32 protein-coding genes are annotated in these 24717 nt (G+C 66.2%); 21 read left to right on the top strand and 11 right to left on the bottom strand.

What is annotated here, in order from left to right; translation table 11 throughout:
- Positions 1–41 precede the first annotated feature (41 nt).
- Positions 42–644, top strand: coding sequence for a hypothetical protein (locus GM1_RS01190; RefSeq protein WP_008375935.1), 603 nt, complete (start codon positions 42–44; stop codon positions 642–644).
- Positions 629–1051 (top strand): hypothetical protein, encoded by a 423-nt coding sequence (locus tag GM1_RS01185; RefSeq protein ID WP_157435714.1) that lies wholly within the window; start codon positions 629–631, stop codon positions 1049–1051. Before GM1_RS01190 ends, GM1_RS01185 begins: the two co-directional genes overlap by 16 nt.
- On the opposite strand, the gene GM1_RS01180 is transcribed toward GM1_RS01185, so the two are convergent.
- The 5 genes from GM1_RS01180 to GM1_RS22710 are packed head-to-tail and all read right to left on the bottom strand — an operon-like array spanning position 1037 to position 4362.
- On the bottom strand, positions 1037–2272 hold the full coding sequence (locus tag GM1_RS01180; protein ID WP_223291406.1) for a glycosyltransferase 87 family protein: 1236 nt from the start codon (positions 2270–2272) through the stop codon (positions 1037–1039). The two genes, GM1_RS01185 and GM1_RS01180, sit on opposite strands and share 15 nt — an antisense overlap.
- Positions 2273–2325: 53 nt before the next feature.
- Positions 2326–2778: a D-aminoacyl-tRNA deacylase gene (dtd, locus tag GM1_RS01175; RefSeq protein ID WP_008375932.1), complete on the bottom strand. Its 453-nt coding sequence runs from the start codon at positions 2776–2778 to the stop codon at positions 2326–2328.
- Position 2779: 1 nt separating this feature from the next.
- Entirely contained in the window at positions 2780–3409 is a 630-nt protein-coding gene (locus tag GM1_RS01170; protein ID WP_008375931.1) for an SIMPL domain-containing protein, read from the bottom strand.
- Positions 3406–3813 (bottom strand): phage holin family protein, encoded by a 408-nt coding sequence (locus GM1_RS01165; protein WP_008375930.1) that lies wholly within the window; start codon positions 3811–3813, stop codon positions 3406–3408. The genes GM1_RS01170 and GM1_RS01165 overlap by 4 nt, the downstream gene beginning before the upstream one ends.
- Positions 3814–3852: 39 nt before the next feature.
- On the bottom strand, positions 3853–4362 hold the full coding sequence (locus GM1_RS22710) for a hypothetical protein (protein WP_040519227.1): 510 nt from the start codon (positions 4360–4362) through the stop codon (positions 3853–3855).
- A gap of 306 nt (positions 4363–4668) precedes the next feature.
- Between GM1_RS22710 and infA the strand changes: the two genes are divergently transcribed.
- The 9 genes from infA to GM1_RS01115 all read left to right on the top strand — a co-directional run bounded on the left by infA (position 4669) and on the right by GM1_RS01115 (position 10189).
- On the top strand, positions 4669–4890 hold the full coding sequence (infA, locus tag GM1_RS01155; RefSeq protein ID WP_007616247.1) for a translation initiation factor IF-1: 222 nt from the start codon (positions 4669–4671) through the stop codon (positions 4888–4890).
- Positions 4891–4920: 30 nt separating this feature from the next.
- Positions 4921–5034, top strand: coding sequence for a 50S ribosomal protein L36 (rpmJ, locus tag GM1_RS01150; RefSeq protein WP_024332746.1), 114 nt, complete (start codon positions 4921–4923; stop codon positions 5032–5034).
- 173 nt (positions 5035–5207) lie between these two features.
- The gene (rpsM, locus tag GM1_RS01145) at positions 5208–5576 is read left to right on the top strand and encodes a 30S ribosomal protein S13 (protein ID WP_008375925.1); all 369 of its coding nucleotides are present in this window, start codon (positions 5208–5210) and stop codon (positions 5574–5576) included.
- A complete protein-coding gene (gene rpsK / locus GM1_RS01140) occupies positions 5576–5983 on the top strand; it encodes a 30S ribosomal protein S11 (protein WP_006895581.1) in 408 nt (135 codons plus the stop codon). Before rpsM ends, rpsK begins: the two co-directional genes overlap by 1 nt.
- Positions 5984–6004: 21 nt before the next feature.
- Positions 6005–6610, top strand: coding sequence for a 30S ribosomal protein S4 (rpsD, locus tag GM1_RS01135; RefSeq protein WP_008375923.1), 606 nt, complete (start codon positions 6005–6007; stop codon positions 6608–6610).
- Between the two features lie 74 nt (positions 6611–6684).
- Positions 6685–7737 (top strand): DNA-directed RNA polymerase subunit alpha, encoded by a 1053-nt coding sequence (locus GM1_RS01130; protein WP_008375922.1) that lies wholly within the window; start codon positions 6685–6687, stop codon positions 7735–7737.
- 65 nt (positions 7738–7802) lie between these two features.
- On the top strand, positions 7803–8474 hold the full coding sequence (gene rplQ / locus GM1_RS01125; protein ID WP_008375921.1) for a 50S ribosomal protein L17, sunset domain variant: 672 nt from the start codon (positions 7803–7805) through the stop codon (positions 8472–8474).
- Between the two features lie 62 nt (positions 8475–8536).
- Positions 8537–9370, top strand: a complete 834-nt coding sequence (truA, locus tag GM1_RS01120; RefSeq protein WP_008375920.1) for a tRNA pseudouridine(38-40) synthase TruA — start codon at positions 8537–8539, stop codon at positions 9368–9370.
- A 228-nt stretch (positions 9371–9598) separates the two neighbouring features.
- A complete protein-coding gene (locus tag GM1_RS01115) occupies positions 9599–10189 on the top strand; it encodes a TetR/AcrR family transcriptional regulator (protein WP_008375919.1) in 591 nt (196 codons plus the stop codon).
- Positions 10190–10207: 18 nt separating this feature from the next.
- Here the strand turns inward: GM1_RS01115 and GM1_RS01110 are convergent, their stop codons facing one another.
- From GM1_RS01110 to GM1_RS01100, 3 genes are all read right to left on the bottom strand, one after another.
- Positions 10208–10762, bottom strand: a complete 555-nt coding sequence (locus GM1_RS01110) for a hypothetical protein (protein ID WP_008375918.1) — start codon at positions 10760–10762, stop codon at positions 10208–10210.
- A 36-nt stretch (positions 10763–10798) separates the two neighbouring features.
- Positions 10799–12433, bottom strand: coding sequence for an AMP-binding protein (locus tag GM1_RS01105; RefSeq protein WP_008375916.1), 1635 nt, complete (start codon positions 12431–12433; stop codon positions 10799–10801).
- 104 nt (positions 12434–12537) lie between these two features.
- Positions 12538–13404 (bottom strand): LysR family transcriptional regulator, encoded by an 867-nt coding sequence (locus tag GM1_RS01100; protein WP_008375915.1) that lies wholly within the window; start codon positions 13402–13404, stop codon positions 12538–12540.
- A gap of 124 nt (positions 13405–13528) precedes the next feature.
- Between GM1_RS01100 and GM1_RS01095 the strand changes: the two genes are divergently transcribed.
- Positions 13529–14782: an NAD(P)/FAD-dependent oxidoreductase gene (locus tag GM1_RS01095; protein WP_008375914.1), complete on the top strand. Its 1254-nt coding sequence runs from the start codon at positions 13529–13531 to the stop codon at positions 14780–14782.
- A gap of 13 nt (positions 14783–14795) precedes the next feature.
- On the opposite strand, the gene GM1_RS01090 is transcribed toward GM1_RS01095, so the two are convergent.
- Positions 14796–15980, bottom strand: a complete 1185-nt coding sequence (locus tag GM1_RS01090) for a MinD/ParA family ATP-binding protein (RefSeq protein ID WP_008375913.1) — start codon at positions 15978–15980, stop codon at positions 14796–14798.
- A 117-nt stretch (positions 15981–16097) separates the two neighbouring features.
- On the opposite strand from GM1_RS01090, the gene GM1_RS01085 reads away from it, so the two are divergent.
- From GM1_RS01085 to GM1_RS01060, 6 genes are read left to right on the top strand one after another with little or no spacing between them, the layout of a single operon-like run.
- Entirely contained in the window at positions 16098–16427 is a 330-nt protein-coding gene (locus GM1_RS01085; RefSeq protein ID WP_075052013.1) for a hypothetical protein, read from the top strand.
- Positions 16428–16432: 5 nt separating this feature from the next.
- Positions 16433–16813, top strand: coding sequence for a YbaB/EbfC family nucleoid-associated protein (locus GM1_RS01080; RefSeq protein WP_008375910.1), 381 nt, complete (start codon positions 16433–16435; stop codon positions 16811–16813).
- Positions 16810–17115, top strand: a complete 306-nt coding sequence (locus GM1_RS01075) for a type VII secretion target (RefSeq protein ID WP_008375909.1) — start codon at positions 16810–16812, stop codon at positions 17113–17115. Before GM1_RS01080 ends, GM1_RS01075 begins: the two co-directional genes overlap by 4 nt.
- Positions 17112–18476: a hypothetical protein gene (locus tag GM1_RS01070; protein ID WP_008375908.1), complete on the top strand. Its 1365-nt coding sequence runs from the start codon at positions 17112–17114 to the stop codon at positions 18474–18476. The genes GM1_RS01075 and GM1_RS01070 overlap by 4 nt, the downstream gene beginning before the upstream one ends.
- Before the next feature lie 25 nt (positions 18477–18501).
- A complete protein-coding gene (locus tag GM1_RS01065; protein ID WP_008375907.1) occupies positions 18502–18819 on the top strand; it encodes a WXG100 family type VII secretion target in 318 nt (105 codons plus the stop codon).
- A gap of 33 nt (positions 18820–18852) precedes the next feature.
- On the top strand, positions 18853–19152 hold the full coding sequence (locus tag GM1_RS01060) for a WXG100 family type VII secretion target (protein WP_008375905.1): 300 nt from the start codon (positions 18853–18855) through the stop codon (positions 19150–19152).
- A 69-nt stretch (positions 19153–19221) separates the two neighbouring features.
- On the opposite strand, the gene GM1_RS01055 is transcribed toward GM1_RS01060, so the two are convergent.
- A complete protein-coding gene (locus GM1_RS01055; protein WP_008375904.1) occupies positions 19222–19878 on the bottom strand; it encodes a CE1759 family FMN reductase in 657 nt (218 codons plus the stop codon).
- Positions 19875–21008, bottom strand: coding sequence for an LLM class flavin-dependent oxidoreductase (locus GM1_RS01050; RefSeq protein WP_008375903.1), 1134 nt, complete (start codon positions 21006–21008; stop codon positions 19875–19877). Before GM1_RS01050 ends, GM1_RS01055 begins: the two co-directional genes overlap by 4 nt.
- 223 nt (positions 21009–21231) lie before the next feature.
- On the opposite strand from GM1_RS01050, the gene GM1_RS01045 reads away from it, so the two are divergent.
- From GM1_RS01045 to GM1_RS01040, 3 genes are all read left to right on the top strand, one after another.
- Positions 21232–22800: a sodium-dependent transporter gene (locus GM1_RS01045; RefSeq protein ID WP_008375902.1), complete on the top strand. Its 1569-nt coding sequence runs from the start codon at positions 21232–21234 to the stop codon at positions 22798–22800.
- Positions 22797–22970, top strand: a complete 174-nt coding sequence (locus tag GM1_RS21825) for a methionine/alanine import family NSS transporter small subunit (protein ID WP_008375901.1) — start codon at positions 22797–22799, stop codon at positions 22968–22970. Before GM1_RS01045 ends, GM1_RS21825 begins: the two co-directional genes overlap by 4 nt.
- A 77-nt stretch (positions 22971–23047) precedes the next feature.
- Positions 23048–24628 carry an amino acid permease gene (locus GM1_RS01040; RefSeq protein WP_081604215.1) on the top strand — a complete coding sequence of 527 codons (1581 nt, stop codon included), beginning with the start codon at positions 23048–23050 and terminating at the stop codon, positions 24626–24628.
- Positions 24629–24717: the final 89 nt, after the last annotated feature.

The raw sequence follows: 24717 nt of genomic DNA, 5'->3' as shown, positions 1-24717 counted from the left end.
GCGATGATCTCCTCTATTCCGGTACTGCGAGGAGGCCCCCGATGACGTATCCGTACGGAGATCCGCGCCGCGGTCCGGGCACACCCGCGTGGGGAAATCCGCCGCCGATTCAGAATCCGCACCCGCAGTATCCCTTCCCACAACCCCAGTACCCGCAACCCCAGTACCCGAATCCACAGTTCTCGTACCCGCAGCCGAACGGTGGTGCGCCGCGCGGTCCCCGTGTCGGTGCGCCGATCGCTTGGATCATCGGGATCGTGGCGGCGGTCGTGGTCGTGGTGGCAGGCGTGATCGTGGTTCCTCGGCTCATCGACGGCGGCGGCATCGGCGGCAGTTCGGACGAGGAACAGATCGTCGCGCAGTTCGAGGGCTACGTCGAAGACCTCGGTGCAGGCGACTGGTCGTCGGCCGCGGACCGGATCTGCCGTGAATCGCCTATGCGGCCGATCGTTCAGGGACTCGGGCTCTTCTCCCAGACCGTCGGCGAAGGACGGACCCTCGACTTCGGGATCGACGTCCAGAACATTCAGATCAACGGCGACGACGCCACAGTGCAGGCGACGTTCGACTTCCCCGGGCTCGAGAACGCTCCCATGCCGGGAGCGGCGAAGAAGGTGGACGGCCAGTGGTGTCTGATGACGTGATGTCGGCACGCATGCGGATGATCATGTGGCTCGGGGCAGCGGTGGCGGCGGCGGGCGTGCTGGTGGGCGTGCTGGCGCTGGCGAGACCGTCGCCTCCTGCCGCGCCGTCTGACCGTGAGCTCATCGAAGAGCAGGTCCGCGGCTATGTCGACGATCTGTCACGCGGAGCGTTCCTCGCCGCCGTCGGGCGATCATGCTCGGCGACCCCGGTGGCACGCAGCGCGGTCACCGAGCCCCCGGGCGAAGTCGTCGTGCAGTCCACGGCGGTCATCAACGACGTGACGATCACCGGTTCGAGCGCCGTGGTCGACGCAGTCCTGGACACTCGGGGCGTGCGCACCGACCTGCCCATGCGCTTGGAGAAGCACAACGGCGATTGGTGCATCTCGGACCTACCGGGTCACTGACTCCGGTCGGTGGTCTCGACTGCCGCTCGTTCGCTTCGACAGGGCGGTCCACGCTCCCACTGCGAGCACGGCGAACGTGACGAGAACGTACGACGCTCCGATGATCTGCTGCCACCACGACCACGTCAGCTCGCGGTCGTCGCGGGCAGGCATGAGCCAGTGGGGACCCACGTAGAACATCACCAGGGCGGCGCCTGTCGTCAGGCAGAACGGGAGGTCGCGGCGGCCCTTCACGATCGCGTCGAGAGCGACGATGAGGGCGGGCACCGCCCACACCCAGTGGTGGGACCAACTGATCGGTGAGACGAGAAGCACCGCGGCCGCGTTCACGATCAGTGCGGTCGCGAGGTTGCCGTCGGCGAGGAGTCTGCGCATCCAGATCGCCGCGAGGACCACAGCGATCGCGGACAGAGCGATCCACACCAGCGACGACGCAGTCTCGCCGAGGCCGAGACGGAAAGCGAGTCCCTTCAACGATTCGTTGCCTGCGAAGTGCGGTGCGCCGATGCGACCGGTCTCGCGGAGCTTCGTGAACCAATAGGTGTGGGAGTCGCCGGGCATGATCAGCCATGCGACGCCGATCGAGACGATCGTCGAGCAGATAGTCGTCACGAACGCGCGCCAGTCCCGCCTGATCAGGAACAGCAGCAGGAAACCGGCAGGGGTCAGCTTGATCGAGATCGCGATGCCGATCAGCAGGCCGCGCGGCCACTTCTCGGAACGGTTCAGGACGTCGAAGGCGACGGCAGCCATGAGGACGGCATTCACCTGACCGAAGCCGAGCGTCTCGCGGACAGGTTCGAGGAACTGCGCGAAGGCGAGGACGACGAGGACGATCGCGAGGCGGACGCCGCGGTCCATCGTCGGGCGCAAGCGGTCGAGGACCAGCCAGACCGTCAGTCCGATGGACGCGAGCGTCAGCACGAACATGACGGTCGCGGCTGGTGTCGCGGGCATGGCGGCGAACGGCGCGAACACGATGGCCGCGAGTGGGGGATACGTGAACGGCAGGTGGATGTTCCCGTCGAGCGGCGGGAGCGGACCGTAGACGTCGTTGCCGTCGAGGAACGTCTGTGCGCCCAGCCGGTACACCATGAGGTCCAGGTAGCCGTGCCACACACGTAGCGTCAGACCAATCGCGGTAGTGGCGGCGAGAAACACCGCAGCCGCGATCACGAGGGTCCTCGGGGAGCGGTTGCGGAGCATCAGCGGGGTCGGCACCGGGCAAGAATACCAGCGCTGCCTGCGCAAACGCCGAATCGGGCAGGGGTGATTCAGGTCTCGAGCAGGATGGTCACCGGTCCGTCGTTGACCAGATCGACGTGCATGTGGGCACCGAATCGACCCGTCGAGACCGTGGCGCCGAATCCGCGCAGCGACTCGACGACGGAATCGACGAGGGGTTCGGCGGCAGGCCCCGGCGCCGCGGCGTTCCACGATGGACGTCGGCCCTTCGTGGTGTTCGCGTACAGGGTGAACTGGCTGATCACGAGGATCGGCGCATCGACGTCGGCTGCGGCCGCTTGTGGACGGTCGTCGTCGCCGTCGAGGATGCGGAGTCCCCATATCTTGTCGGCGAGCGTACGGGCGTCGGCCTCGTCGTCCTCGTGGGTGACGCCGACGAGCGCGACCAGACCCTGTGCTCCGTCGGCGAGGTCGAGTGAGCCGACGATCTCGCCGTCGACGGTCACCGACGCCGAACTGACTCGTTGCAGAACTGCCCGCATGTCAGTCGTCCAGATAGAACACGACGGTGACCGACGCCGTCACAGACGACGAACCGGCCTGGATCTGCATCGGTGCGGCCATCGCGCGCGCGGCGTACAGCGGTCGGACGTCCGATGCCGGTTCTTCAGTCACGGACTGCACCGCACCGAGACGCGCGCCGGCGAGCATCGCGTACTGCTCGGCGCGGGAGACGGCGTCGGCGAACGCGGCGTCGCGTGCCGCGGCGGCGAGGCCGGTGTCGTCCGAGATCGCGAACGACACGTTCTGGATCCGCGCGGCGTCGCCGCCGGCGCGGGCGGCCGCGGCGAGCACGGTCGGGACTCGCTCCAGATCCCGGAGGACCACCGTCATGGTGTGCGACGACGTGTAGCCGATGATCGGCGCGCCGTTCGGTCCGTGGTCGCCGTAACGCGGCTGCACCGATAGATGGGACGTCTGGATGTCACGAGACGGCACCCCCGCATCGGTCAGCGTCGCGATCAGATCGGCGACCGCTGCGCCCGCGTCCTGCAGGGACACGCCCACGCTGTACGCGTGACATTCCACACCGAGATCCACGTGCATCACATCGGGGACTGTCTGCGCTGCGCCGTGACCGACAACGGTCACTGTCCGGTCCACGTCGGTCACCGGTACAGGTTCTCCGGTCGATCCTTGAGCAGCATCGTGGTGATCCACCCGACCACCGAGATCACGATCGCGCCGAACACGCCGGACCAGAAGATGCCGTCCACCACCAGGCCGACATGGAAGACGTCCGTCGTCAGCCACGACGTGATGTTCAGCATCAACGCGTTGATCACGACGTGGATCAACCCGAGCGTCAGGATGTACAGCGGGATCGACAGGACCTGCACGACGGGTTTGATGAATCCGTTGACCAAGCCGAACACCATGGCAACGAGAAGAACGACGGCGGTCTTCGCCCACCAGGAGCTCAGACCGCCGAAGTCGAAGTAGACGCCGGGGACGATGACGTCCGCGACCCAGAGTGCAAAGCCCGTCAGGGCGCTGCGAATGAGGAATGCGCGCATGAGACCAGTGTTGCACGGGTGGTCATGGGTGCAGGCGAATCAGTACTGGGGAGGCGGTCCCGGCCACTGCTGCTGTCCCTGCTGCGGCGCAGGCGGATACATGTTCGGCGCCGCTGGGAGTCCCGGCTGCTGGCCGTAACCCTGGGGACCGTAGCCCTGCTGCGGCTGTCCACCCGGCTGCTGTGGATATCCCTGCTGCGGTGGGCCGTACGGCTGCTGCCCGAAACCCTGCTGCCCGAAACCCTGCTGCGGGGGATAGCCCTGCTGGGGCATTCCCGGCTGCGGCGGGTACTGCTGCCCGTATCCGGGCTGCTGTTGAGGGTAGCCGCCCGGCTGCCCGTTGGTGTTCGACGAGAACGCACCCATCACACGGGCGCGCTTGGCCGGGTCGCTGAACACCTTGACAAGGACACCGATCACCGCGGCCACGATGATCAGCACGATGATGGTTCCGAACGAGAAGCTCCCGCCGCCTCGACGGCGACGGGCGAGATGATCGACAGCCAAGTCGATGACGGGATCGCTTGAAGCGACGATTTCAGAAATCACGATTCGCCACCCTATGCCGTGCTCTCTCGATGCGACAGAGATCAAAGAGGTGAATCGACCGAACGGAGACCGATCCGCGCGTCGCCAGGCCCGCGGGACGACAGCGGTGGTCGGAGTTGGCTGATACAACACATCTGACGTAGACTCGAACCTCGGTGCGTCGCGCGGGTTCCCGCATGTCTTCGCCCGGGCGTTGTTCACGTCCGGCCGGGGAGGAGCTCGCGTTCAGTGCCACCGTACCGGAAGCACGAAGGATCCAGGCTCGGTAACGCGTGAAAGCGTGTGACCGGGAGAATCGCGGAGGAAATGGCTAAGAAAGACGGAGCCATCGAGGTTGAGGGTCGCGTTGTCGAACCCCTGCCCAATGCGATGTTTCGCATTGAGCTGGAGAACGGTCACAAGGTTCTCGCCCACATCAGCGGCAAGATGCGGCAGCACTACATCCGCATCCTGCCGGAAGACCGCGTCGTTGTAGAGCTCTCGCCCTACGACCTCGCCCGTGGACGAATCGTCTACCGGTACAAGTAACCCCAGAAGTTCAACAAGGAGAACGCTGACGTGAAGGTCAATCCGAGCGTCAAGCCGATCTGCGAGAAGTGCAAGGTGATCCGTCGTAACGGCCGGGTCATGGTGATCTGCGAGAACCTGCGTCACAAGCAGCGTCAGGGCTGATCAGCGCCTTTTACAGGTCGCTTGAAACACACAACTGAATACCGCGTATGAACTTCCAGAACCAGTGTCCGCAGACGCGTGGACACCGACCCCCGGTTCAGAGGCCGGGGCCCGACGCATGAGTTCGGGACGGACTGGAAGCAGACCTCTGAGATACAGAAGGAACGCCCCACATGGCACGTGTTGCAGGTGTGGATCTTCCCCGCGAAAAGCGGCTGGAGATCGCACTCACGTACATCTACGGAGTTGGTCGTACCACCTCCAAGGAGATCATCGCCGCCACCGGTCTCTCGGCCGATCTGCGCGCGAAGGATCTGACCGACGCAGACGTCTCGAAGCTGCGCGAATACATCGAAGCCTCGGTGAAGGTGGAGGGTGACCTCCGTCGCGAGGTGCAGGCCGACATCCGTCGCAAGATCGAGATCGGCTGCTACCAGGGTCTGCGCCACCGTCGCGGCCTGCCGGTCCATGGTCAGCGCACCAAGACCAATGCCCGCACTCGCAAGGGCCCGAAGAAGACCATCGCCGGGAAGAAGAAGTAATGCCTCCGAAGTCACGTAGCGCAGGCCCGAAGAAGGGCACCCGCCGTCGCGATAAGAAGAACGTCCCGCTGGGCCACGCGCACATCAAGTCGACGTTCAACAACACCATCGTCTCGATCACCGACCCCGAGGGCAACGTGATCAGCTGGGCGTCGTCCGGCCACGTGGGCTTCAAGGGCTCGCGTAAGAGCACCCCGTTCGCCGCGCAGCTCGCTGCCGAGAACGCCGCTCGCAAGGCTCAGGAGAACGGCGTCAAGAAGGTCGACGTGTTCGTCAAGGGACCGGGTTCGGGTCGCGAGACCGCTATCCGTTCGCTGCAGGCCGCCGGCCTCGAGGTCGGCACCATCTCCGACGTGACCCCGCAGCCGCACAACGGCTGCCGCCCGCCCAAGCGGCGCCGGGTCTAAGCGGAAAGGAAGAGATAAGACATGGCTCGTTATACCGGCCCCGCCACCAAGAAGTCCCGTCGTCTTCGCGTCGACCTGATCGGCGGCGACGCATCGTTCGAGCGTCGCCCCTACCCGCCCGGCCAGCATGGCCGCGCACGCATCAAGGAGTCGGAGTACCTGCTCCAGCTCCAGGAGAAGCAGAAGGCTCGCTTCACCTACGGCGTCATGGAGAAGCAGTTCCGTCGTTACTACGAGGAGGCCAACCGCCGCTCGGGTAAGACCGGCGACGTGCTGCTCCAGATTCTCGAGACCCGTCTCGACAACGTCGTCTACCGTGCAGGCATCGCCCGCACGCGTCGTCAGGCTCGCCAGATGGTCAGCCACGGCCACTTCACCGTCAACGGTGTCCGCGTGGACGTGCCCAGCTACCGCGTGAGCCAGTACGACATCATCGACGTTCGTCAGAAGTCGCTGCAGTCGACGCCGTTCCAGATCTCTCTGGAGACCGTCGGCGACCGGACCCCTCCGGCCTGGCTGCAGGTGGTTCCGTCGACGCTGCGCATCCTCGTGCACTCGGTGCCTGAGCGTGCTCAGATCGACGTCCCGCTGACCGAACAGCTCATCGTCGAGTACTACTCGAAGTAAATCTGACAGCACACGCTGTTCAGATCCGCTTTCACGCCGTCAAATAGTGGTCGGCACGAAGGAGAAATCACCACATGCTCATCTCACAGCGACCCACCCTCTCCGAAGAGGTGCTGGCCGAGAACCGCTCGAAGTTCACCATCGAACCCCTCGAGCCGGGCTTCGGTTACACCCTCGGCAACTCGCTGCGGCGCACGCTGCTGTCGTCCATCCCGGGCGCTGCGGTCACCAGCATCCGCATCGACGGTGTCCTGCACGAGTTCACCACCGTCCCCGGGGTGAAGGAGGATGTCACCAACATCATCCTGAACCTCAAGGGTCTCGTGGTCAGCTCGGAAGAGGACGAGCCGGTCACCATGTACGTCCGTAAGCAGGGTCCGGGAGCCGTCACCGGCGCCGACATCGTGCCGCCCGCAGGCGTCACGGTTCACAACCCCGACCTGCACATCGCAACCCTCAACGACAAGGGCAAGCTCGAGATCGAGCTCGTCGTCGAGCGGGGCCGCGGTTACGTTCCGGCCGTGCAGAACAAGGCCTCCGGCGCAGAGATCGGCCGCATCCCGGTCGACTCGATCTACTCGCCGGTCCTGAAGGTGACCTACAAGGTCGAGGCCACCCGCGTCGAGCAGCGCACCGACTTCGATCGTCTGGTGCTCGACGTGGAGACGAAGAACTCCATCACCGCGCGCGACGCCCTGGCGTCGGCCGGTAAGACCCTGGTCGAGCTCTTCGGCCTGGCTCGTGAGCTCAACGTCGAGGCCGAGGGCATCGAGATCGGACCCTCGCCCGCCGAGGCCGATCACATCGCTGCGTTCACGCTGCCGATCGAGGATCTGGAGCTGACCGTCCGTTCGTACAACTGCCTCAAGCGCGAAGGTGTCCACACCGTCGGCGAGCTCGTTGCACGTACCGAGTCGGATCTGCTCGACATCCGCAACTTCGGTCAGAAGTCGATCGACGAGGTGAAGGTGAAGCTCCACGGTCTTGGTCTGTCCCTCAAGGACAGCCCGGCCAGCTTCGACCCGTCGCAGGTCGCCGGTTACGACCCGGCCACCGGCACGTGGACGGACGAGGCGTCGTACGACGCCGACTCCGGTGAAGATTTCGCGGAGACCGAACAGCTGTAAGGGCTGCAAGAACCACTACGACTTCCCGGTCGCGAGATCGGTCAGTCCCCTCCTAGGAGAGAGAAATGCCCAAGCCCACTAAGGGTGCCCGCCTCGGCGGGTCGGCCAGCCACCAGAAGGCGATCCTGGCGAACCTCGCCACGGCGCTCTTCGAGCACGGCCGCATCACCACCACCGAAGCGAAGGCCAAGCGGCTCCGTCCGTACGCCGAGAAGCTGATCACCCACGCGAAGGCCGGCCAGCTGGCCAACCGTCGCGAGGTCATGAAGGACATCCGCGACAAGGACATCGTTCACACGCTGTTCGCGGAGATCGGCCCGCACTTCGCCGAGCGTCCGGGCGGCTACACCCGCATCATCAAGACGCTGCCGCGCAAGGGCGACAACGCCCCCATGGCAGTGATCGAGCTGGTTCGCGAGTCGACCGCATCGAACGAGGCCAACCGTGTCGCTCGCGCAGCGGCGTCGAAGGCGAAGGCAGCGGAGGAGGCTCCGGCCGCCGAGGCTCCCGCAGCTGTCGCCGACACCGCAGCCGACGCTCCGGCCGGCTCGCATGAGCCGATCGAAGGCGACGCTGCGCCCGAGGGTTTCCCGATCAAGGGCAACGCTCAGTCGAAGCTGTACCACCGCCCCGGCACTCGTTTCTACGAGTCGACCGTCGCGGAGATCTGGTTCGCCACTGAGGCGGACGCGGAGGCTGCAGGTTACTCCCTGCCGCCGTCGCAGCAGGAAGACTGATTCCTCAGCACGCGCAACTGCCCGCCCTCGTCGATGACGAGGGCGGGCAGTGTCGTCTGCGCATGCGGATCGGGTACGACGGCACCGACTTCTCGGGCTGGGCCACTCAGCCCGGACGGCGCACCGTCCAGGAGACCATCGAGACCACACTGTCCACGGTGCTGCGATCGCCCGTTCGGCTGACCGTTGCGGGCCGGACCGATGCCGGTGTTCACGCATCCGGACAAGTAGTGCACTGCGACGTACCGGTCGACTCACTACAGTCGAGGTCGATCGACGGTGACCCGTCGCGCCTCGTCCGTCGTCTCGCCAAGATGCTGCCGGACGACGTCCGTGTGAAGGCCGTCGAGCAGGTCTCCACGGACTTCGACGCACGGTTCGCTGCACTGGCTCGAACCTACGAGTACCGCCTCGCCGATGCGCTGTGGGGCGCCGAACCGACCTCTGCTCGCATGACTGCGGACTGGCCGCGACACCTGGACGTCGATCTGATGAATGCCGCGTCCGCGTCGCTGGTGGGACTCAACGACTTCGCGGCCTTCTGTCGGTTCCGGGAGGGATCGACGACGATCCGGGAGCTCCAGGAGTTCTCGTGGCGTCGCGACGACGCGGGTGTGCTGGTGGCACGCGTGCGGGCCGACGCCTTCTGTTGGTCCATGGTCCGTTCGCTCGTCGGAGCAGTCGCCGTCGTCGGCGACGGGCGGCGCGATCTCGACTGGTGCGTGGGACTGCTGGCCGAGAGAGAACGATCGGCTCAGGTGCCGGTCGCTCAGGCTCGTGGCCTCTGCCTGATGCGCGTCGATTACCCGCCGGAGTCGGAGTGGGCGGCCCGAAGCGCCCTGACGCGTGATGTACGGGACGAATCGGAGCTGCGCGGCGGCTGCTGCGGGGATTGACCCGGACGCGATCCGCGGGCGGGGCCGGGCCGCGCATCTGCACGGCCCGGCCCTGGTCGGGGCTTTTGGGAGGGAGCCTTAAGCGTGTGATTCAACCGTTCGGGAGACGATCGCAATACATTCCGACTGGTAACGTAATCTATGCCACGGCCCGGATCTCGTCAACCGGGACTGGGGGTGAGAACAGAGACAACCCGGCGATTCGTTCGATCAGGCGAAAGGACGACGATGGCGACCGACACGACAGCTGGGCGTCCACGTGACACTCGCATCGATGCCGCGGTTCTCGACGCAGCGCGAGACGTGATCGCCGAAGTCGGATACGCCGGCCTCACTTTCACCGAAGTAGCCGCACGTGCGGGCACCTCCGTCCCCGCCATCCGCCGTCGCTGGCCCAGCAAGTCGCATCTCGTCCATCGGGTGGTGTTCCCGGTCGAGGTCGCGATCCCGCCTCGGAATCCTCATGCGACCCTCGACGACGAGCTCGACTCGGTCATCGACGGCTGCGCGAGCCTGTTCTCCGACGCCGCGATGCGCCGAGCTCTGATGGGTGTCTTCAGCGAACTGGCCGACGACGACGACCTGCAGCGCGAAGTGACCGACCGCTTGCGATTCGCAGTGTGGGAGGACCTGACCGAACGGCTCACTCTCGCGGCCGCACGCGACGAGGTGACCATCGAGCCCGATCCGTCGCTGCTCATCGAAGCCGCGTTCGGTGCGACCCTGATGGCCGTCATGCTGCGCGGGGTGAAGGCCCTCGACGACCAATGGCGATCGGACCTTCACCGCGCGCTGTGGAGCATCCTCGTTCCCTGCTGATGCGCGACCTTCCCAGTGTCAGGCGATCAGCGCGCGGAACGCATCGGGGAGTTCGTCGTCTGCGAGCTCGCGGAACTCCATCGGCCCACCCGTGTACGAGTCCTCCCCGACGATGTAGAGGTTCTCGTCGAACGGCCAGAAGATCACATTCCGCATCTTGACCAGGTAGTTCTTGGTGACGTCTGCGAACGCGGCCGCGTTCGGGTTCTCAGCCACGTACGCGCCCGGTGAGATCATGGTCAACCAGCCCTCGATGACGATGCAGTCGTCGTCGACGAGCATGCGGTCGCAGTCGAACTCGAGGATGTGGGCGTTCGCCTCGACGAGGTGTGAGTAGTACGCGCGGACGCCGTCGAGCCCCTTGGGACCGACATCGCCCTCCATGTTCCAGAAGTGGTAGTTCGTGGTGGGGCCAAGAGTCCCCATCAGGCCGTCGAGATGGCCCTGGTGCTCGTAGTGCGCATGCTCGAGCATTCGTTCAAGCATCGTGCGGTGTCGGGGATTCGTGGTCCGTTCGATGCGTGCTCGGATGACGTCGCACAGTGCTTCTTGATTGATGGTGATCTTCGACATCGGGGGCTGTCCTTGTCTTCGGTGGTCGGGTGGTTGTCAGTTCGGAATCAGATGGGTGCGGTCGTGTTCGGCGAACGCGGCTTCAAGTGCTGCTCTGGCCCGTGCGTCGAGCGGGACGTAGCGGGCGCCGTCTCGGATCAGCACACGGTCGGGCGTGTGCCATGCGGCCCGGCGCAGCGAGGTCTTGTCGATCTTCCGTGTGGCGGTCAGCGGGAACCGTTCGGTCAGCCGGAGGAGATGCGGCGTCCACTTGGAGCCCATGTCTGGCTGGGCGTCCAGGAAGGCGGCGAATGCGCCTGGATCGAACGACTGATCGGTCTCCAGCGCCGCCATCACCCGGTCGCCGGTCTGCGGATCGGGGACGGCGTAGGCGCTCACGCCGCGGACGCCGTCGAAGCGCGCGATGATGCGCTCCAGCGGGGCCGTGGAGAAGTTCTCCGAATCGACGCGTATCCAGTCGTTGGTCCGACCGGCGAACCAATAGACGCCGTCGGGCGTCCGGTAGGCGAGGTCGCCCGACCAGTAGTCGCCGTCGCGGATCTTCTCGGCCGTGGCTTCGGCGTTGTTGTAGTAGCCCTCGAAGCGGTCGCCGCCGCCGCGGGCGACGATCTCTCCGATGGCCTCCGCACCGTTGAGGAGTGTTCCGTCGGCGGTCAGGACGGCGTCGGGGCACTCTCGACCGTCGTCGTTCACGATCGTCATGCCGAGCATCGGGTTCGGCGTGCCGAGTGCACCACGCGGTGTCGACGCGTCGCGAACGATCACGCACACGCCTTCCGACGAACCGTACGACTCGGTGACTGGTACGCCGAACCGTCGTTCGAACTCTTCGCGGTCGCGTGCGGACGCCTCCGTTCCCCACCCGAACCTGAGCTCGGTTGCGCGTTCCTCGACGCGTTCGGGCTGCGCGAGGATGTAGGCGAGCGATCGTCCGACGTAGTTGAAGAACGTCGCTCCGAACCGCTGCACGTCGGGCAGGAAGCCGGAGGCGGAGAACTTGTCGCGGAGGGCGTATGTGCCGCCGACTCCGAGGATGGGCGCCCACGCACTCATCACCGCGTTGCCGTGGAACAGCGGCATGGCGTTGTAGGCGACGTCATCGCGGCGCATGCCGTGCACGTTCAACATGCCGATGGCGGCGAGTCGCGCCGAACTGCACTTGACGGCCTTGGGCGCCCCGGTCGAGCCCGACGTGAACAGCAGCAGAAGGGTGTGGTTGTCCGGGCCCTCCGCCGTGACGTCCGGTTGCACGTCGAGTAGCCGCCGGTAGTCGTCGGAGTCTGTGAAGACCGAGCGCACGTGGCCGTCGAGGTCGGCGGCCACCTCAGACTGCGACGGGCCGACGATCACGAGAGCGCAGTCGGTGCGGGCGACGTCCGCGACGAGTTCGGCGCCGCGCCGAGTGGGGTTGACGCCGACTATCGTCGCGCCGGCGAGTGCGGCCCCACCGATCAGGAACAGATACTCGGGGCTGTTGTCCATGAGCACGCCGATATGCCACGGCGTGTCGGCGTGCAGCTGGGCGTGCACGGCGCGCATGGCCACGGCTCGTCGTTCACACTCGGCGACGAACTGCGACCAGGTCCACTCGTCGTCGCCGAACAAGAGTGCTGGTGCGTCGTCGTCTCGGCGCGCGCGGAGCAGATCGGCGGTCGTGGTGATGTCTGGCACGGTCGACTCCCGTCGGTAATTACGTTCTATCTCGAAACGAAATTAGCGGCGAGTGTGACTCAGGTCAACTGATAGGGTCCGATTGGTGGGAGGTTCGGCGCAGATCAGTTCCGGCGGAACCCGCCCGACAGCTCGGTGAGGAGCTCTGCCACCAGGGCGTTCGGCTTCGCATCCACCCGCAGGACGGCGGACACGGGCAGGGTGAAGCTCAAACTGCGTCTGCAGGAGATGCCCGGCTGCAGCGGGTCCTCGTACAGCACGGTCCACGCCTCGGGGCGATTGACGAGTTCGAACGCCACCGAATGGCCCTCGCGGATCTCCGGACCGAACCGAATCTCCGCGTCGGCGCGATTGAATGCCTGCTGGACAAGCCGGTGGAGGAGCACCTGGCGCTCGGGTGGCGGGAGAAGCAGGGGATAGGCGGCGAGATCGTTCGGACTTGGCGCCTGCCCGCCCGCGGCCAACGGGTGGCGCGAGTTGAACGCGATCACTGGCTGGTCCACCCACAGGGGATCCAGATACAGGTTGTCGCGGTCGACGGTCCCGCGGATCAGTGCGAGATCGGCCTCCCCTGACGCGACGGCGTCGATGCGTTGTGTGAACGGTTTGATGAGGAAGTCGATCTCGGCCTCCGGGTGCTGTTCTCGGACCGCGGAGACAGCGGCGAGGGCGGAGCGGGCGAACGACATGTTGGCTGCGATCCGAACCCGTTCGGGGCGCGGCGCGGTGGCGGCGATCGCTGCGTCGCGCATCGCCAAGAGGTCTCGGGCGAACGGGAGTAGAGTCTCTCCGGCCTCGGTGAGCCGGACGCGACGCTGACTGCGGTCGAACAGTTCGGTGCCGAGCTCGCGTTCCAGGGCGGCGACCTGGTGGCTGATCGCGGACTGCGACACGAAACAACGCTGGGCGGCGCGGGAGAAGCCGCCGGTCTCCGCAACGGCGGCCACATACTCGAGCTGTCGAAACTCCATTCCGTCATTGTATGAACAAAGCAGATTGAAACCAGTAGGTATCGCCTGTTCGACGAGCTTGTTGATGCGTGATGGTTCTAGCACCCTGGTTGTAGAAGGTTCCACCCGATAAGGAGTGAGGGAAATGCGCACCACGGACGTCGTCGTCATCGGTTCCGGATTCGGCGGACTCGCCGCCGCCAAGCGGCTCGCGAAGTCGAAGGTCGAGACCGTGCTGATCTCGGCGACCGATGAGCACCTCTTCCAGCCGCTGCTGTATCAAGTCGCCACCGGTGTACTGGAGTCGGAGGAGATCGCGCCGAACATCGCCGACGTTCTGGCGAGCCGCGACAGCGTCTCGGTGGTCCGTGGATACGTGACCGCCGTCGACGCGCAGAACAAGGTGATCACCTACCGCACCGACGCCGGAGTCGAAGAGCTCGGCTACCGCAGCCTCGTCGCCGCTGCCGGAGTGGCCCAGGGCTACTTCGGGCACGATGAGTGGGCCGACCGGACGTTCTCCCTCAAGACCCTCGACGACGCCGTCACGCTGAGGGCGCATCTGCTGGACTGCTTCGCGCAGCCCGCGGGCGAAGCCGACGCGCACACCTACGTCGTGGTCGGAGCAGGCGCGACCGGTGTGGAGATCGCAGGTCAGATCCGCGAGCTGAGCACCAGGCACTTCACCGACGTGCCCGCGAAGGTGTACCTCGTCGAGGGCGCGGACGACGTTCTGCCGGTGTACGGCGGGAAACTGTCGACGTTCGCCCGCCGCACCCTCGAGCGCTCGGGCGTCGAGGTGCTCACCGGCACCGTCGTCACCGACATCAGCGACGGTCGGGTGACTGTGCGCAGCGGAGCCGACGAGCGGGTTCTCGAGTCTCGGACCGTCGTCTGGTCGGCCGGTGTGCAGGCGACCGGGCTGGCGAAGGTGATGGCCGATGCCACCGGGTGCGCCACCGATCGGGCCGGGCGTCTCCTCGTGAACGACGATCTGACTGTCGGCGACCGCGACGACGTCTTCGCCATCGGCGACATGACGAGTCTCAAGGGCTACCCGGGACAGAGCCCGGTCGCCATGCAGCAAGGCAGGTTCGTCGCCGACGTGATCCGCGGCAAGAAGCCCTCCGGCACCGAGTTTGTGTACCTCGACAAAGGCAGCATGGCCGTTGTCAACAGGCACAACGCGGTGGTCGACGCCCCGTTCGGGATCACGCTGACCGGTGCCCTCGGCTGGATCACGTGGCTCGGTGTCCACCTGTACTACCTGGTCGGATTCCGCAATCAGGCCGCGGCCGTCGCCTCCTGGTTCAGGTCGTTCGTCGGGCGTGCCCGCCCGGGATTCGCGCAGGTGGTCCCCGCCTCCTCGACCGAGGTGGAGGACCGTTCCGCGGCCTGAACCGGTACTCGGGTCACCCCTCGAACGGCGGCCGTCGTCGAAGGGCGGTGCCGCCGAAGTCGTCGGCGATCGTCGCCGCCAACTCCACGAACGACCGCTTCGCCGCCTTGCCGAGAAGATCGAGATCGACGTCGGCGCCTTCGGCGAGGTGATCATCGAACGCGACGGTCTGCACCGCCCGGCACCGCGTCAGGAAATGCTGCGTGAGGTTGCCGATGTCGATCGACGACGACCCGGGCCGCGCCGAACTGAGCACGACGACACACCGCGGGATCAGGTGCCCGTAACCGTGCCCGTGCAGCCAGTCGAGCGTTGCCCCCGCACTGCGTGCCCCGTCCAACGCGGGTGAGCTGACAAGCACGATCGCGTCCGCCAGATCGAGGACTCCACGCATGGAGCTGTTCGACATTCCGGTGCCGCAGTCGGTCAGGATGATGTTGTAGAACCGCTGAAGGATCGCCATGACGCCGCGGTACTCGACGTCGTTGAAGGCCTCCGCCGCGGCGGGGTCTCGTTCGGAAGCGAGCACTTCGAGACGGCTCGGGGCCTGCGACGTATGAGCGCGGACGTCCGAGTAACGGGCGACCACCGGATCGGCGAGCAGATCGCGGACAGTCGACGCCGTCTGCGTCGGGACACGCTGCGCCAACGTGCCGAGGTCGGGGTTGGCGTCGACGGCGATCACCCGATCGCCGCGCAGCGATGCGAACGTCGACCCGAGTCCGACGGTCGTCGTGGTCTTGCCGACTCCGCCTTTGAGCGACAGGACCGCGATGCGGTAGTCGCCGCGGACCGGCTGTCGGACGCGTTCGAGCAGGTCGCGGTACTCGAGGTCGGCCGGCGACTCGCCCGGATTGACAGCGCCCGCCGTGAGCGTGTGGACCGCACGCCGCCACCCGTGCGCGGGAGCGCGCCGAGCCTTCCGGATCAGTCCGACCTCGTCCAGTGTCGGACCCATCGGGCCGCGCTGGACCGGAGGCGGGGCGGGTCGGGGAGCGGGCGTTGCCGACGGCGGACGGACCGGAACCGGGATCGGGGCGGGTGCGGGAGTCGATCCCGGCGGAACGATGCCGGACAGATCCATCTCGCCCGGCGCGAATCCGTGGTCGACCGTGGGCGTCTGGTGCAACGTCGCAGGTCGGAGCCATGGCGGGGACTGCGGATCGTGGGCGGTGGGCGCGCTCTGGTCGGTCGTCATGGATCCCCCTGGGTACGTGAACGCGGGCAGTGGCCGGAACGCTACTCCGGCATAAACGCGACATGCCCGTAGAAAACGAAATGGAACCGAAATCGCCTTTCGTGCGTCTGACCTTTCATGAGGACCACAAACGAGAACTCCGACAGCGCAGACGGCCTGACGACGGTCAGATCCCGTGGAGGCGGTATCAGTGTGACGTGCACGTCGACCGGACTGCCCGTCGCAATACGGCTCGAACCGGCGCAGTGCAGACGAGATCCGGACGGGCTGGCCGCCGACATCCTCGCCCTGTGCCGGTTCGCAGGCGTCACCGCCGGGGTCCGCAGGCGTGCCGCGCTCACGCAGCAGGGCGTCCCGGACGAGACGTTGTCGCTGCTGGGACTTCCGTCGCGTGCCGACCTCGTCGCCTCAGAGGAGCGACTCGATGCCGCAGGGGCACGACGATGATCACGATGGACGAGGTTCAACAGCGGGCTGAACGTCAGCTCCAGGCACTCGAGGGCGTGCATGCTCGGCTGAACGAGCTCTCGGTCACGGAGACCAGTGACGACGGTCGTGTCACCGTCGACGTCGACGTGACCGGTGCGATGACGGGCCTGACACTGCTTCCCGGGGCCGGAAGCGGCCAACCGGCTGCGCTCGCCGATCTCATCGTGCGGACCGCGGTACGGGCTGCCACCAGGGTTTTCACCGAACGAGCCGACATCATGGCCGCCTTCGTCGCAGACTTCGCCGAACTCGCCGGGACGGATGCGCCGGGCGTGTCGATGGAACCGAACGGCGATTCCGTGCGTCCAACCTTGCAAGAACCCCAGTCGGAGGAGCGAGCATGAACGGACAGGTGCACGTGGTGCCTGCGGCACTCGAGGCTTTCGGATCGACCTCGGCCGCGCTCGGCGCCGCGACAGCGGGCGCGGCGGCTGCCGATGTCGCACAGGTCGCCGCGATGACAGCGGCATTCGGGCTGATCGGCCAGGAATTCCTCGCAGCGTACGCCGTCGCCGAATCGAATCACCTGCGGGCCGTCAGCCAGATCGCCGCCGTCCACTACGCGACCGCAGCGGCCGCGGCGGCGGGCCTGGCCGACTTCACCGCGACGGACATCGCCGCCGGAACGCGATTGGGACCCCGATGACCTGCGACGAGCCGTCGGACAGCGCGTTCACCGTCGGGGACGTGCTCGCACCGTCGGGGATCACCGCGCTACTCGATCGCCCGGTGACCGACGTTCTCGACGACCTCGGCCTCGACCCGACACCGGCACCGCTGCAGGTCCGTTTCCCCGAACTGCCGGGAATCGACCTGCCCGCGCTGCCGATGCTTCCGGGTCTCGACCCGGCCGCGCTCGTCAAACCGATCATCGACCTGCTCGGAACGTTCGGCACCGGCAGACTCTCCGGGCCCGGAAATCCCGTCGAGTCGCTGACCAGCCTGTCCGGACTGATGGACAGCGGCGCGGCAGCCTTGCTCAAGGCGATCTCATCGGTGGACGGCCAATGGCAGGGGACGGCCGGGACTGCCGCGATAGCGAAGGCCTCGAGCACCGCCGCCGAGTCGGGTCTCATCGCGGCACAGGGGACTTCGATGGCTGGTGACGTCACCGTCGCGGCCGGAATCGTCGGGGCGGGAATGACCGCACTGCAGGGAGTCGTCGCAAAGACCGTGGGCCTGCTCGCCGCGACCGCGCCGACTCTGGCGACACCGCCCGGTCAGCTGGCCGCACTGGGGATCGCCGCGGACGGACTCGCTCAGGGGCTCGCGATAGTGGCGTCGACACGCGCTCAGCTGGCTGCGCCGACCGCAAAGCTCGCCGCCACCGGGAAACCGGTCCCGGTGGGGAAGGTCCCGACGCCCGGAGGTGTGCCGTCGGGGGACGCACTCTCCGGGCTGCTCGGTAAGGCCGGACCACTCATCTCCGCAGGACTGTCGGTAGTCGGATCGATGCTCGGCGGGACAACGGGTGCCGCACCGACGGTTACTGCACCGACGGGTGTTGGGCCTCCGATCACCGGGACCAAGGCCACGTGCTGTTCGTCGTGCACGCCGTCGACGGGAACACCGCCGGCATCACCGCAGTCGACGTCAACGCCGCCGACGACCCAGCCGGGGACGGTCAAACCGGCGTCGCTCGGTTCGGTCCCGTCCGGCTCGACGCCGTCGGTCAGCGTGCCTGACCAGCCGATACGGCTCGCCGACTGCCCGACCACCAGCAACGCGAGCGTGTCGGTGGAACCGGCCGAGCCGAAGTCGACGGTGTCCGCAGTGTCGTCGACCGGCACCGGTGGTGTGCCGCTGGCGCCGCTCGCGGCCGCCGGAACGGCGCGTCCCGTCGAGTCGCCGACCATGCGTGCCGTGGACACGGTTCACACGGTCGACGCCGAACCGCACCCCAGCACGTCGGACGCCGATCTGGCGGCGCTGCTCGCGCAGCCGTTCGGCGTCGACGTCGACCTCCGGCTCGTCGCCGGGGACACAGACCTCGCCGAATCCGTCTGATCCGGCGCACAGGAAAGGAACACACATGACCAGCGGACTCAACGTCGACGTCGGTGCCTCCCAGGCATCCGCGTCGTCGATCAAAGGGATCGTCGCCGAGATGCAGGGGATCATCAGCCGGATTCAGTCGTCGGCGGCCAACGGCGTCGGCACCTGGAGCGGGCGAGCGTCGACGTCGTTCGAAGGCTCGCACACCGATTGGCACGGCACCGCGACGCGGCTGCAGCAGGCCCTCGACGAGATCGAGACCAAACTGACGAGCGGCTTCCGCGGCTACGACGATCAGGACGCGTCCGCGGCCGCCTTCGTCGGCGGGTCGACCGGCTCCACGATCAGCATCTGACAACAGACGACACGACAAAGGGGAGGAAGAAGGATGAGCACAGGGGGAGTGATCCGCTATGACTTCGCCGGACTGGACACGCTGTCGGGGGATCTGCGTGGACAGTTTCAGCGACTCGAAGAGCTGTCGGGGCAGCTCAAGCGGCAGGTGACGGCGCTCGCCAGCCACTGGGACTCGGGCGGCGCAGCGTCGTACCAGCAGGCACAGGTCCAGTGGGACCGGCTGTTCGCCGATGCGAGAGCGCAACTCGACGGGCTCGGGGTCGGGGTGTCGAAGGCCGCGTCCCACATGCGTGACACCGACGTCCGCGTCGGACGGTCGTTCAGCGCATGACCGAAGCGCTGCAGTGCACGGACGAGGGGTACGTGCACCGCAGCGCTTCGGCGACGCCGATGGTCGCGCTCAGTCGCCGGTGTGGCCCTGCAGCAGGGTCGCGAAGTCGGTGACCGGTCCGAGGTCGGTGGTGCTTCCACTGCGCCGCGGCGCAGCGCCGACATCGGTCGGCCCGCCGAAGCCCGCCACCGAGCCGCTGGCGACCAGGCGCGCGGCGAGTTCGGCGCCGGCTCGGCTGATGCGGCCGCTCAGCTCGGGTGACCCGAAGTCCTCGGTCGCGGCGAATGTGCCGGTCGGCAAGACGTCGGCCCGCAGATAGGCGAGGAGCGGACGGATCGCGTGATCGATCACGAGCGAGTGCCGCGCAGTGCCTGCGGTCGCCGCAGCCAGGACCGGGACACCGGTCAGGGCGTCCGGGTCGAGGACGTCGAAGAACATCTTGAAGATGCCGCTGTACGACGCCGCGAACACCGGAGTCGCCACGATCAGGCCGTCGGCCTCGGCGATCAGATCCTGTGCCGACCGGACCTTGGGGGACATGACGCCCGAGGTGACGGCGGTCGCCAGGTCACCTGCGAGCGACGCGACGTCGATGTACTCGATGTCGACGCTCTCGCCACGTGCCGACACCGCCGCCGTCACTGCGCCCGCCAACTGTTCGGCGAGCAGACGCGTCGACGACGCAGCGGACACGCCCGCGTTGACGACTACGACGCGCCGGCTCATGCCTGTGCTCCCGCGGTCAGATTCTGCGACGGGATCACCTGGTGGAACGGACTGTCCGGTCCGGCCTCGACGAGTGCGGCGTGGCTCGGCGGATCGGATGGCACATGTGCCGGACGCCGCCGCTCGAACTCGGCGCGCAGAGTGGGGACCACCTCGCGACCGAGCATCTCGACCTGCTCGAGGACCTGCTCCAGCGGAAGACCCGCGTGATCGAGCAGGAACAACTGGCGCTGGTAGTCGCCCGCGTAGTCGGCGAAGCTCAACGTCTTCTCGATCACCATCTCCGGAGTGCCGACGGTCAACGGCGTCATATCCGTGAAGTCCTCCATCGACGGACCGTGTCCGTAGACCGGCGCGTTGTCGAAGTACGGGCGGAACCTGCGCTTGGCCTCGGCTTCGGTCTCGGCCATGAACACCTGGCCGCCGAGCCCGACGATCGCCTGGTCTGCCGAGCCGTGTCCGTAGTGCTCGAAGCGCTGCCGGTACAGATTCACCATCTGCTCGGTGTGCTCCTTATTCCAGAAGATGTTGTTGTGGAAGAACCCGTCGCCGTAGAACGCGGCCTGTTCGGCGATCTCCGGGGAGCGGATCGATCCGTGCCAGACGAACGGCGGCGTGCCGTCCAACGGAGCGGGCGTCGAGGTGTAACCCTGCAGGGGAGTGCGGAACTCGCCCTCCCAGTCGACGACCTTCTCTCGCCACAGGCGACGCAGCAGGTGGTAGTTCTCGATGGCGAGCGGGATGCCCTTGCGGATGTCCTTGCCGAACCACGGATACACGGGTCCGGTGTTGCCGCGCCCCAACGTCACATCGACCCGACCGTCGGCAAGATGCTGCAGCATCGCGAAGTCCTCGGCGATCTTCACCGGGTCGTTCGTGGTGATAAGCGTCGTCGCGGTCGAGAGCTGGAGGCGCTCGGTGCGGGCGGCGATCCACCCGAGCATGGTCGTCGGCGAACTCGGGACGAACGGAGGATTGTGGTGCTCGCCGGTCGCGAAGACGTCGAGGCCCACTTCCTCGGCCTTCAGCGCGATCGCAGTCATCGCCTTGATGCGCTCGTGTTCGCTGACCGTGACACCGGTTGTGGGGTCGGCGGTCACGTCGCCGACGCTGAAGATGCCGAACTGCATGGACTTCTCGCTCTCTCACATTCCGCCGCCTGTCGCGCCGGTCTCGCCAATAGTAACCGGACCGTGGTCCGTTTAATTCCGGCGGTGCCTCGAAGTGTCGTGGCGTCGAGCGAATGAGCGGGGAATTAGTGTTCTCGCACAACGGCTTTCGTGATCCGCTGATCGAATCCACGGTGATGCGCTAGCGTCGTCACGCACCGACAATGTGAAGGGAGTCACAACAGTGACCGAAGTTCAGTCGACCGCCCCCACCGAAGGGCGGGAGACGTGGACCAGTAATCGCGGCTTCATCCTCGCCGCGGTCGGGTCCGCAGTGGGACTGGGCAACATCTGGAGATTCCCGGGTGTGGCCTACGAAGGGGGAGGCGGAGCCTTCCTCGTCCCGTATCTCATAGCGCTCGTCACCGCGGGCATTCCAATCCTCTTTCTCGACTACGCAGTGGGGCACCGTTTTCGCGCGGCTGCACCCTTGGCCTTCCGTCGCATGTGGCGCAAGGCCGAAGCTCTGGGCTGGTTTCAGACCGCGATACTCTTCGTCATCGCGACGTATTACGCGGTGATCATCGCCTGGTCGCTGAGCTACTTCTACTTCTCGTTCGGGACCACCTGGGGCGATGATTCCGCAGGGTTCTTCGTCGGGGAATACCTGAAGGTCGGTGATCCCGGTGTCTCCACTCAACTGGTCGGCGGCGTCGCCTGGCCTCTGCTCGCGGTCTGGGGCGCGATCATCGTGATCCTCGCGCTCGGCGTGGCCAAGGGCGTGGAGAAGCTGAACGTCATCGGCCTCCCGCTGCTCGTCCTCGGCTTTTCGGCGCTGGTCATCAAGGCGCTCACCCTGCCCGGCGCGTCGGACGGCCTCAATGCACTGTTCTCACCGGACTGGAGTGCACTGAGCGACCTCAACGTGTGGATAGCCGCCTACAGCCAGATCTTCTTCTCCATGTCGATCGCGTTCGGCATCATGATCTCGTATGCGTCGTTCCAGCGTCGCAAGGCGAACATGACGTCGTCGGGTCTGGTCGTCGGCTTCGCGAACTCGTCGTTCGAGATCCTCGCGGGTATCGGCGTCTTCTCGACTCTCGGCTTCCTCGCGCACCAGCAGAACGTGGCCGTCGGGGATCTGGAAGGCATCACCGGACCAACACTGTCGTTCATCACCTTCCCCGCGGTCATCTCCGAGATGCCGGGCAGTGCGTTGTTCGGCGCGCTGTTCTTCGGATCTCTCGCCATCGCCGGCTTCACGTCGCTGATCTCCCTTGTGCTCGGCGTGTCCGTTGCGCTCCAGGAGAAGTTCGGCCTGTCCCGCACGACGGCCGCCGTGACAGTCGGCGTGACCTGTGCGATCGTCTCGTTCGCGCTGTTCTCCACCACCACCGGACTCATCGCGCTCGACACCGTCGACCAGTTCGCGAACAACATCGGCATCGTCGTGTCCGCCATCGCGATGTGTGTGATCACAGTCTGGCTGGCGCGCACCATCGAGATGCTTCGGACACACCTGTCCATGGTGTCGACGTTCAAGGTCGGAAAATGGTGGATCCCGGTGATCGGCGTCTACGCGCCGGTGTTTCTGGGCGTGATGTTGATCCAGAAGGTGTACGACCTCATCTCCGAAGGCTATGAGGGCTACCCCACCTGGTATGTCGGCGTGTTCGGATGGGGCACGGTGGCGCTCCTGGTGGTCCTGGCGATCGGGTTCACCGCGATTCCGTGGCGTGGTCGGGACGATGCGTCGTTCCGTGCGTGGCCCGAGATCGACTCCGCAGCACCGGTGACGGGAGGCGTCCGATGACCGGGACTGCGATTGTTCTGTTCCTCATCGCGATCGGAATCGTCTGGGGCGGGCTGATCACCAGCATCGTCTTTCTCATTCGCAATCCCGAAGTCGCCGATCTGCCCGACGTGGACGAAGTGGCCGATGCCGCTCGCGCCGCACAACCTCATCCGAGTCGGGACACCTGAGGTGGCCGGCCGCCAACGTCTCCGCGCGTCGACGCGGAGCGATACAACAGAAGAAGGAGCACACCGTGAGTAACCCGATGTTCCGAGTGAAGTCGGTCGAGCAATCGATGGCCGACACCGACGAACCCGACACAAAGCTCAAGAAAGATCTGACGTCCTGGGACCTCACGGTGTTCGGCGTCGCCGTCGTCGTCGGCGCAGGCATCTTCACGCTGACGGCCCGCACCGCGGGCAACGTCGCCGGACCCGCCGTCTCGCTGGCGTTTGTCCTCGCGGCGATCGCCTGTGCCCTCGCCGCCCTCTGTTACGCCGAGTTCGCGTCGACTGTTCCGGTGGCGGGTTCGGCGTACACCTTCTCCTATGCCACATTCGGCGAGTTCATCGCCTGGATCATCGGCTGGGACCTGATCCTCGAGTTCGCGCTCGCGGCCTCCGTCGTCTCGAAGGGATGGTCGCACTACCTCAACGAGTTCCTCTGTCTGATAGCCGACCGAGATCCGATGACGACGTCGTTCACCGTCATCAGTTTCGGCAACGGTGACGGCACCGGCGCGTTCGAGAGCTTCGACTGGGGCGCGGTCGTGCTGATCGCCGCGCTGACCACGTTGCTGGTGCTCGGCACCAAGATCTCATCGGTGGTGTCGCTCGTCTTCACCGCGATCAAGGTGTCGGTGGTGCTGCTTGTGATCATCGTCGGTTCGTTCTACATCTCGACCGACAACTACTCCCCGTACATTCCCCCGTCGGAGCCCAAGGGTGAGGGCGGCGCATCCGGCCTCCACCAGACGCTGTTCTCCATGATGACCGGCGGCGAAGGCTCCAACTTCGGCTGGTACGGCCTGCTCGCCGCCGCGTCGCTCGTGTTCTTCGCGTTCATCGGCTTCGACGTCGTCGCCACCACCGCGGAGGAGACCAAGGACCCGCAGCGTTCGTTGCCTCGAGGCATCCTCGGATCGCTGGCGATCGTCACCGTCCTCTACGTCGGCGTCACCCTCGTTCTCACCGGCATGGTCAAGTACACGAAGCTCGCAGGTGAGAACGCCACGCTCGCCACGGCATTCGGCGAGCACGGTGTCACGTGGGCGCAGTGGCTGATCGTCATCGGTGCGCTCTCCGGCCTCACCACCGTCGTGATGGTCATGCTCCTCGGTCAGACTCGCGTCGGATTCGCGATGGCCCGCGACGGACTGTTCCCGCGTGGTCTGGCAAAGACCGGGAATCGGGGCACTCCGGTGCGCATCACCCTGATCGTCGGCGGCGTGTCCGCGTTCCTGGCGGGCTTCCTTCCGATCGGCGAACTCGAAGAGATGGTCAACATCGGCACCCTCTTCGCCTTCGTGCTGGTCTGCGTCGGCGTGGTCGTCCTGCGACGCACCCGCCCGGACCTCAAGCGCGGATTCCGTGTCCCGTTCGTGCCGCTGGTCCCGATCCTCGCGGTCCTGGCCTGCGCATGGCTGATGATCAACCTGAGCGCCTTCACCTGGATTCGATTCCTGATCTGGATGGTGCTCGGTGTGGTCGTCTACCTTGCCTACGGTGCGCGGCACTCGGTCCTCGGCATGCGGGAACGCATGGAGTTGCCAGGGTATGCGCCGGCCGACGCTGCGGCCGATTCGTCGAGTACGGATCTCACCAAGTCGTCAGGGGACGACTCCTGACGTAGCCTCGTCGAGAGAAACAACGACCGTACCGGTCGCCCGAGCTGGGCGACCGGTACCGTCGTTCGAGACGAAAAGACTTCACGATC

The sequence above is a fragment of the Gordonia malaquae NBRC 108250 genome (assembly GCF_000344135.1).
GTDB classification, from domain to species: domain Bacteria; phylum Actinomycetota; class Actinomycetes; order Mycobacteriales; family Mycobacteriaceae; genus Gordonia; species Gordonia malaquae.
This window is presented reverse-complemented; position numbering and strand designations above follow the sequence as displayed.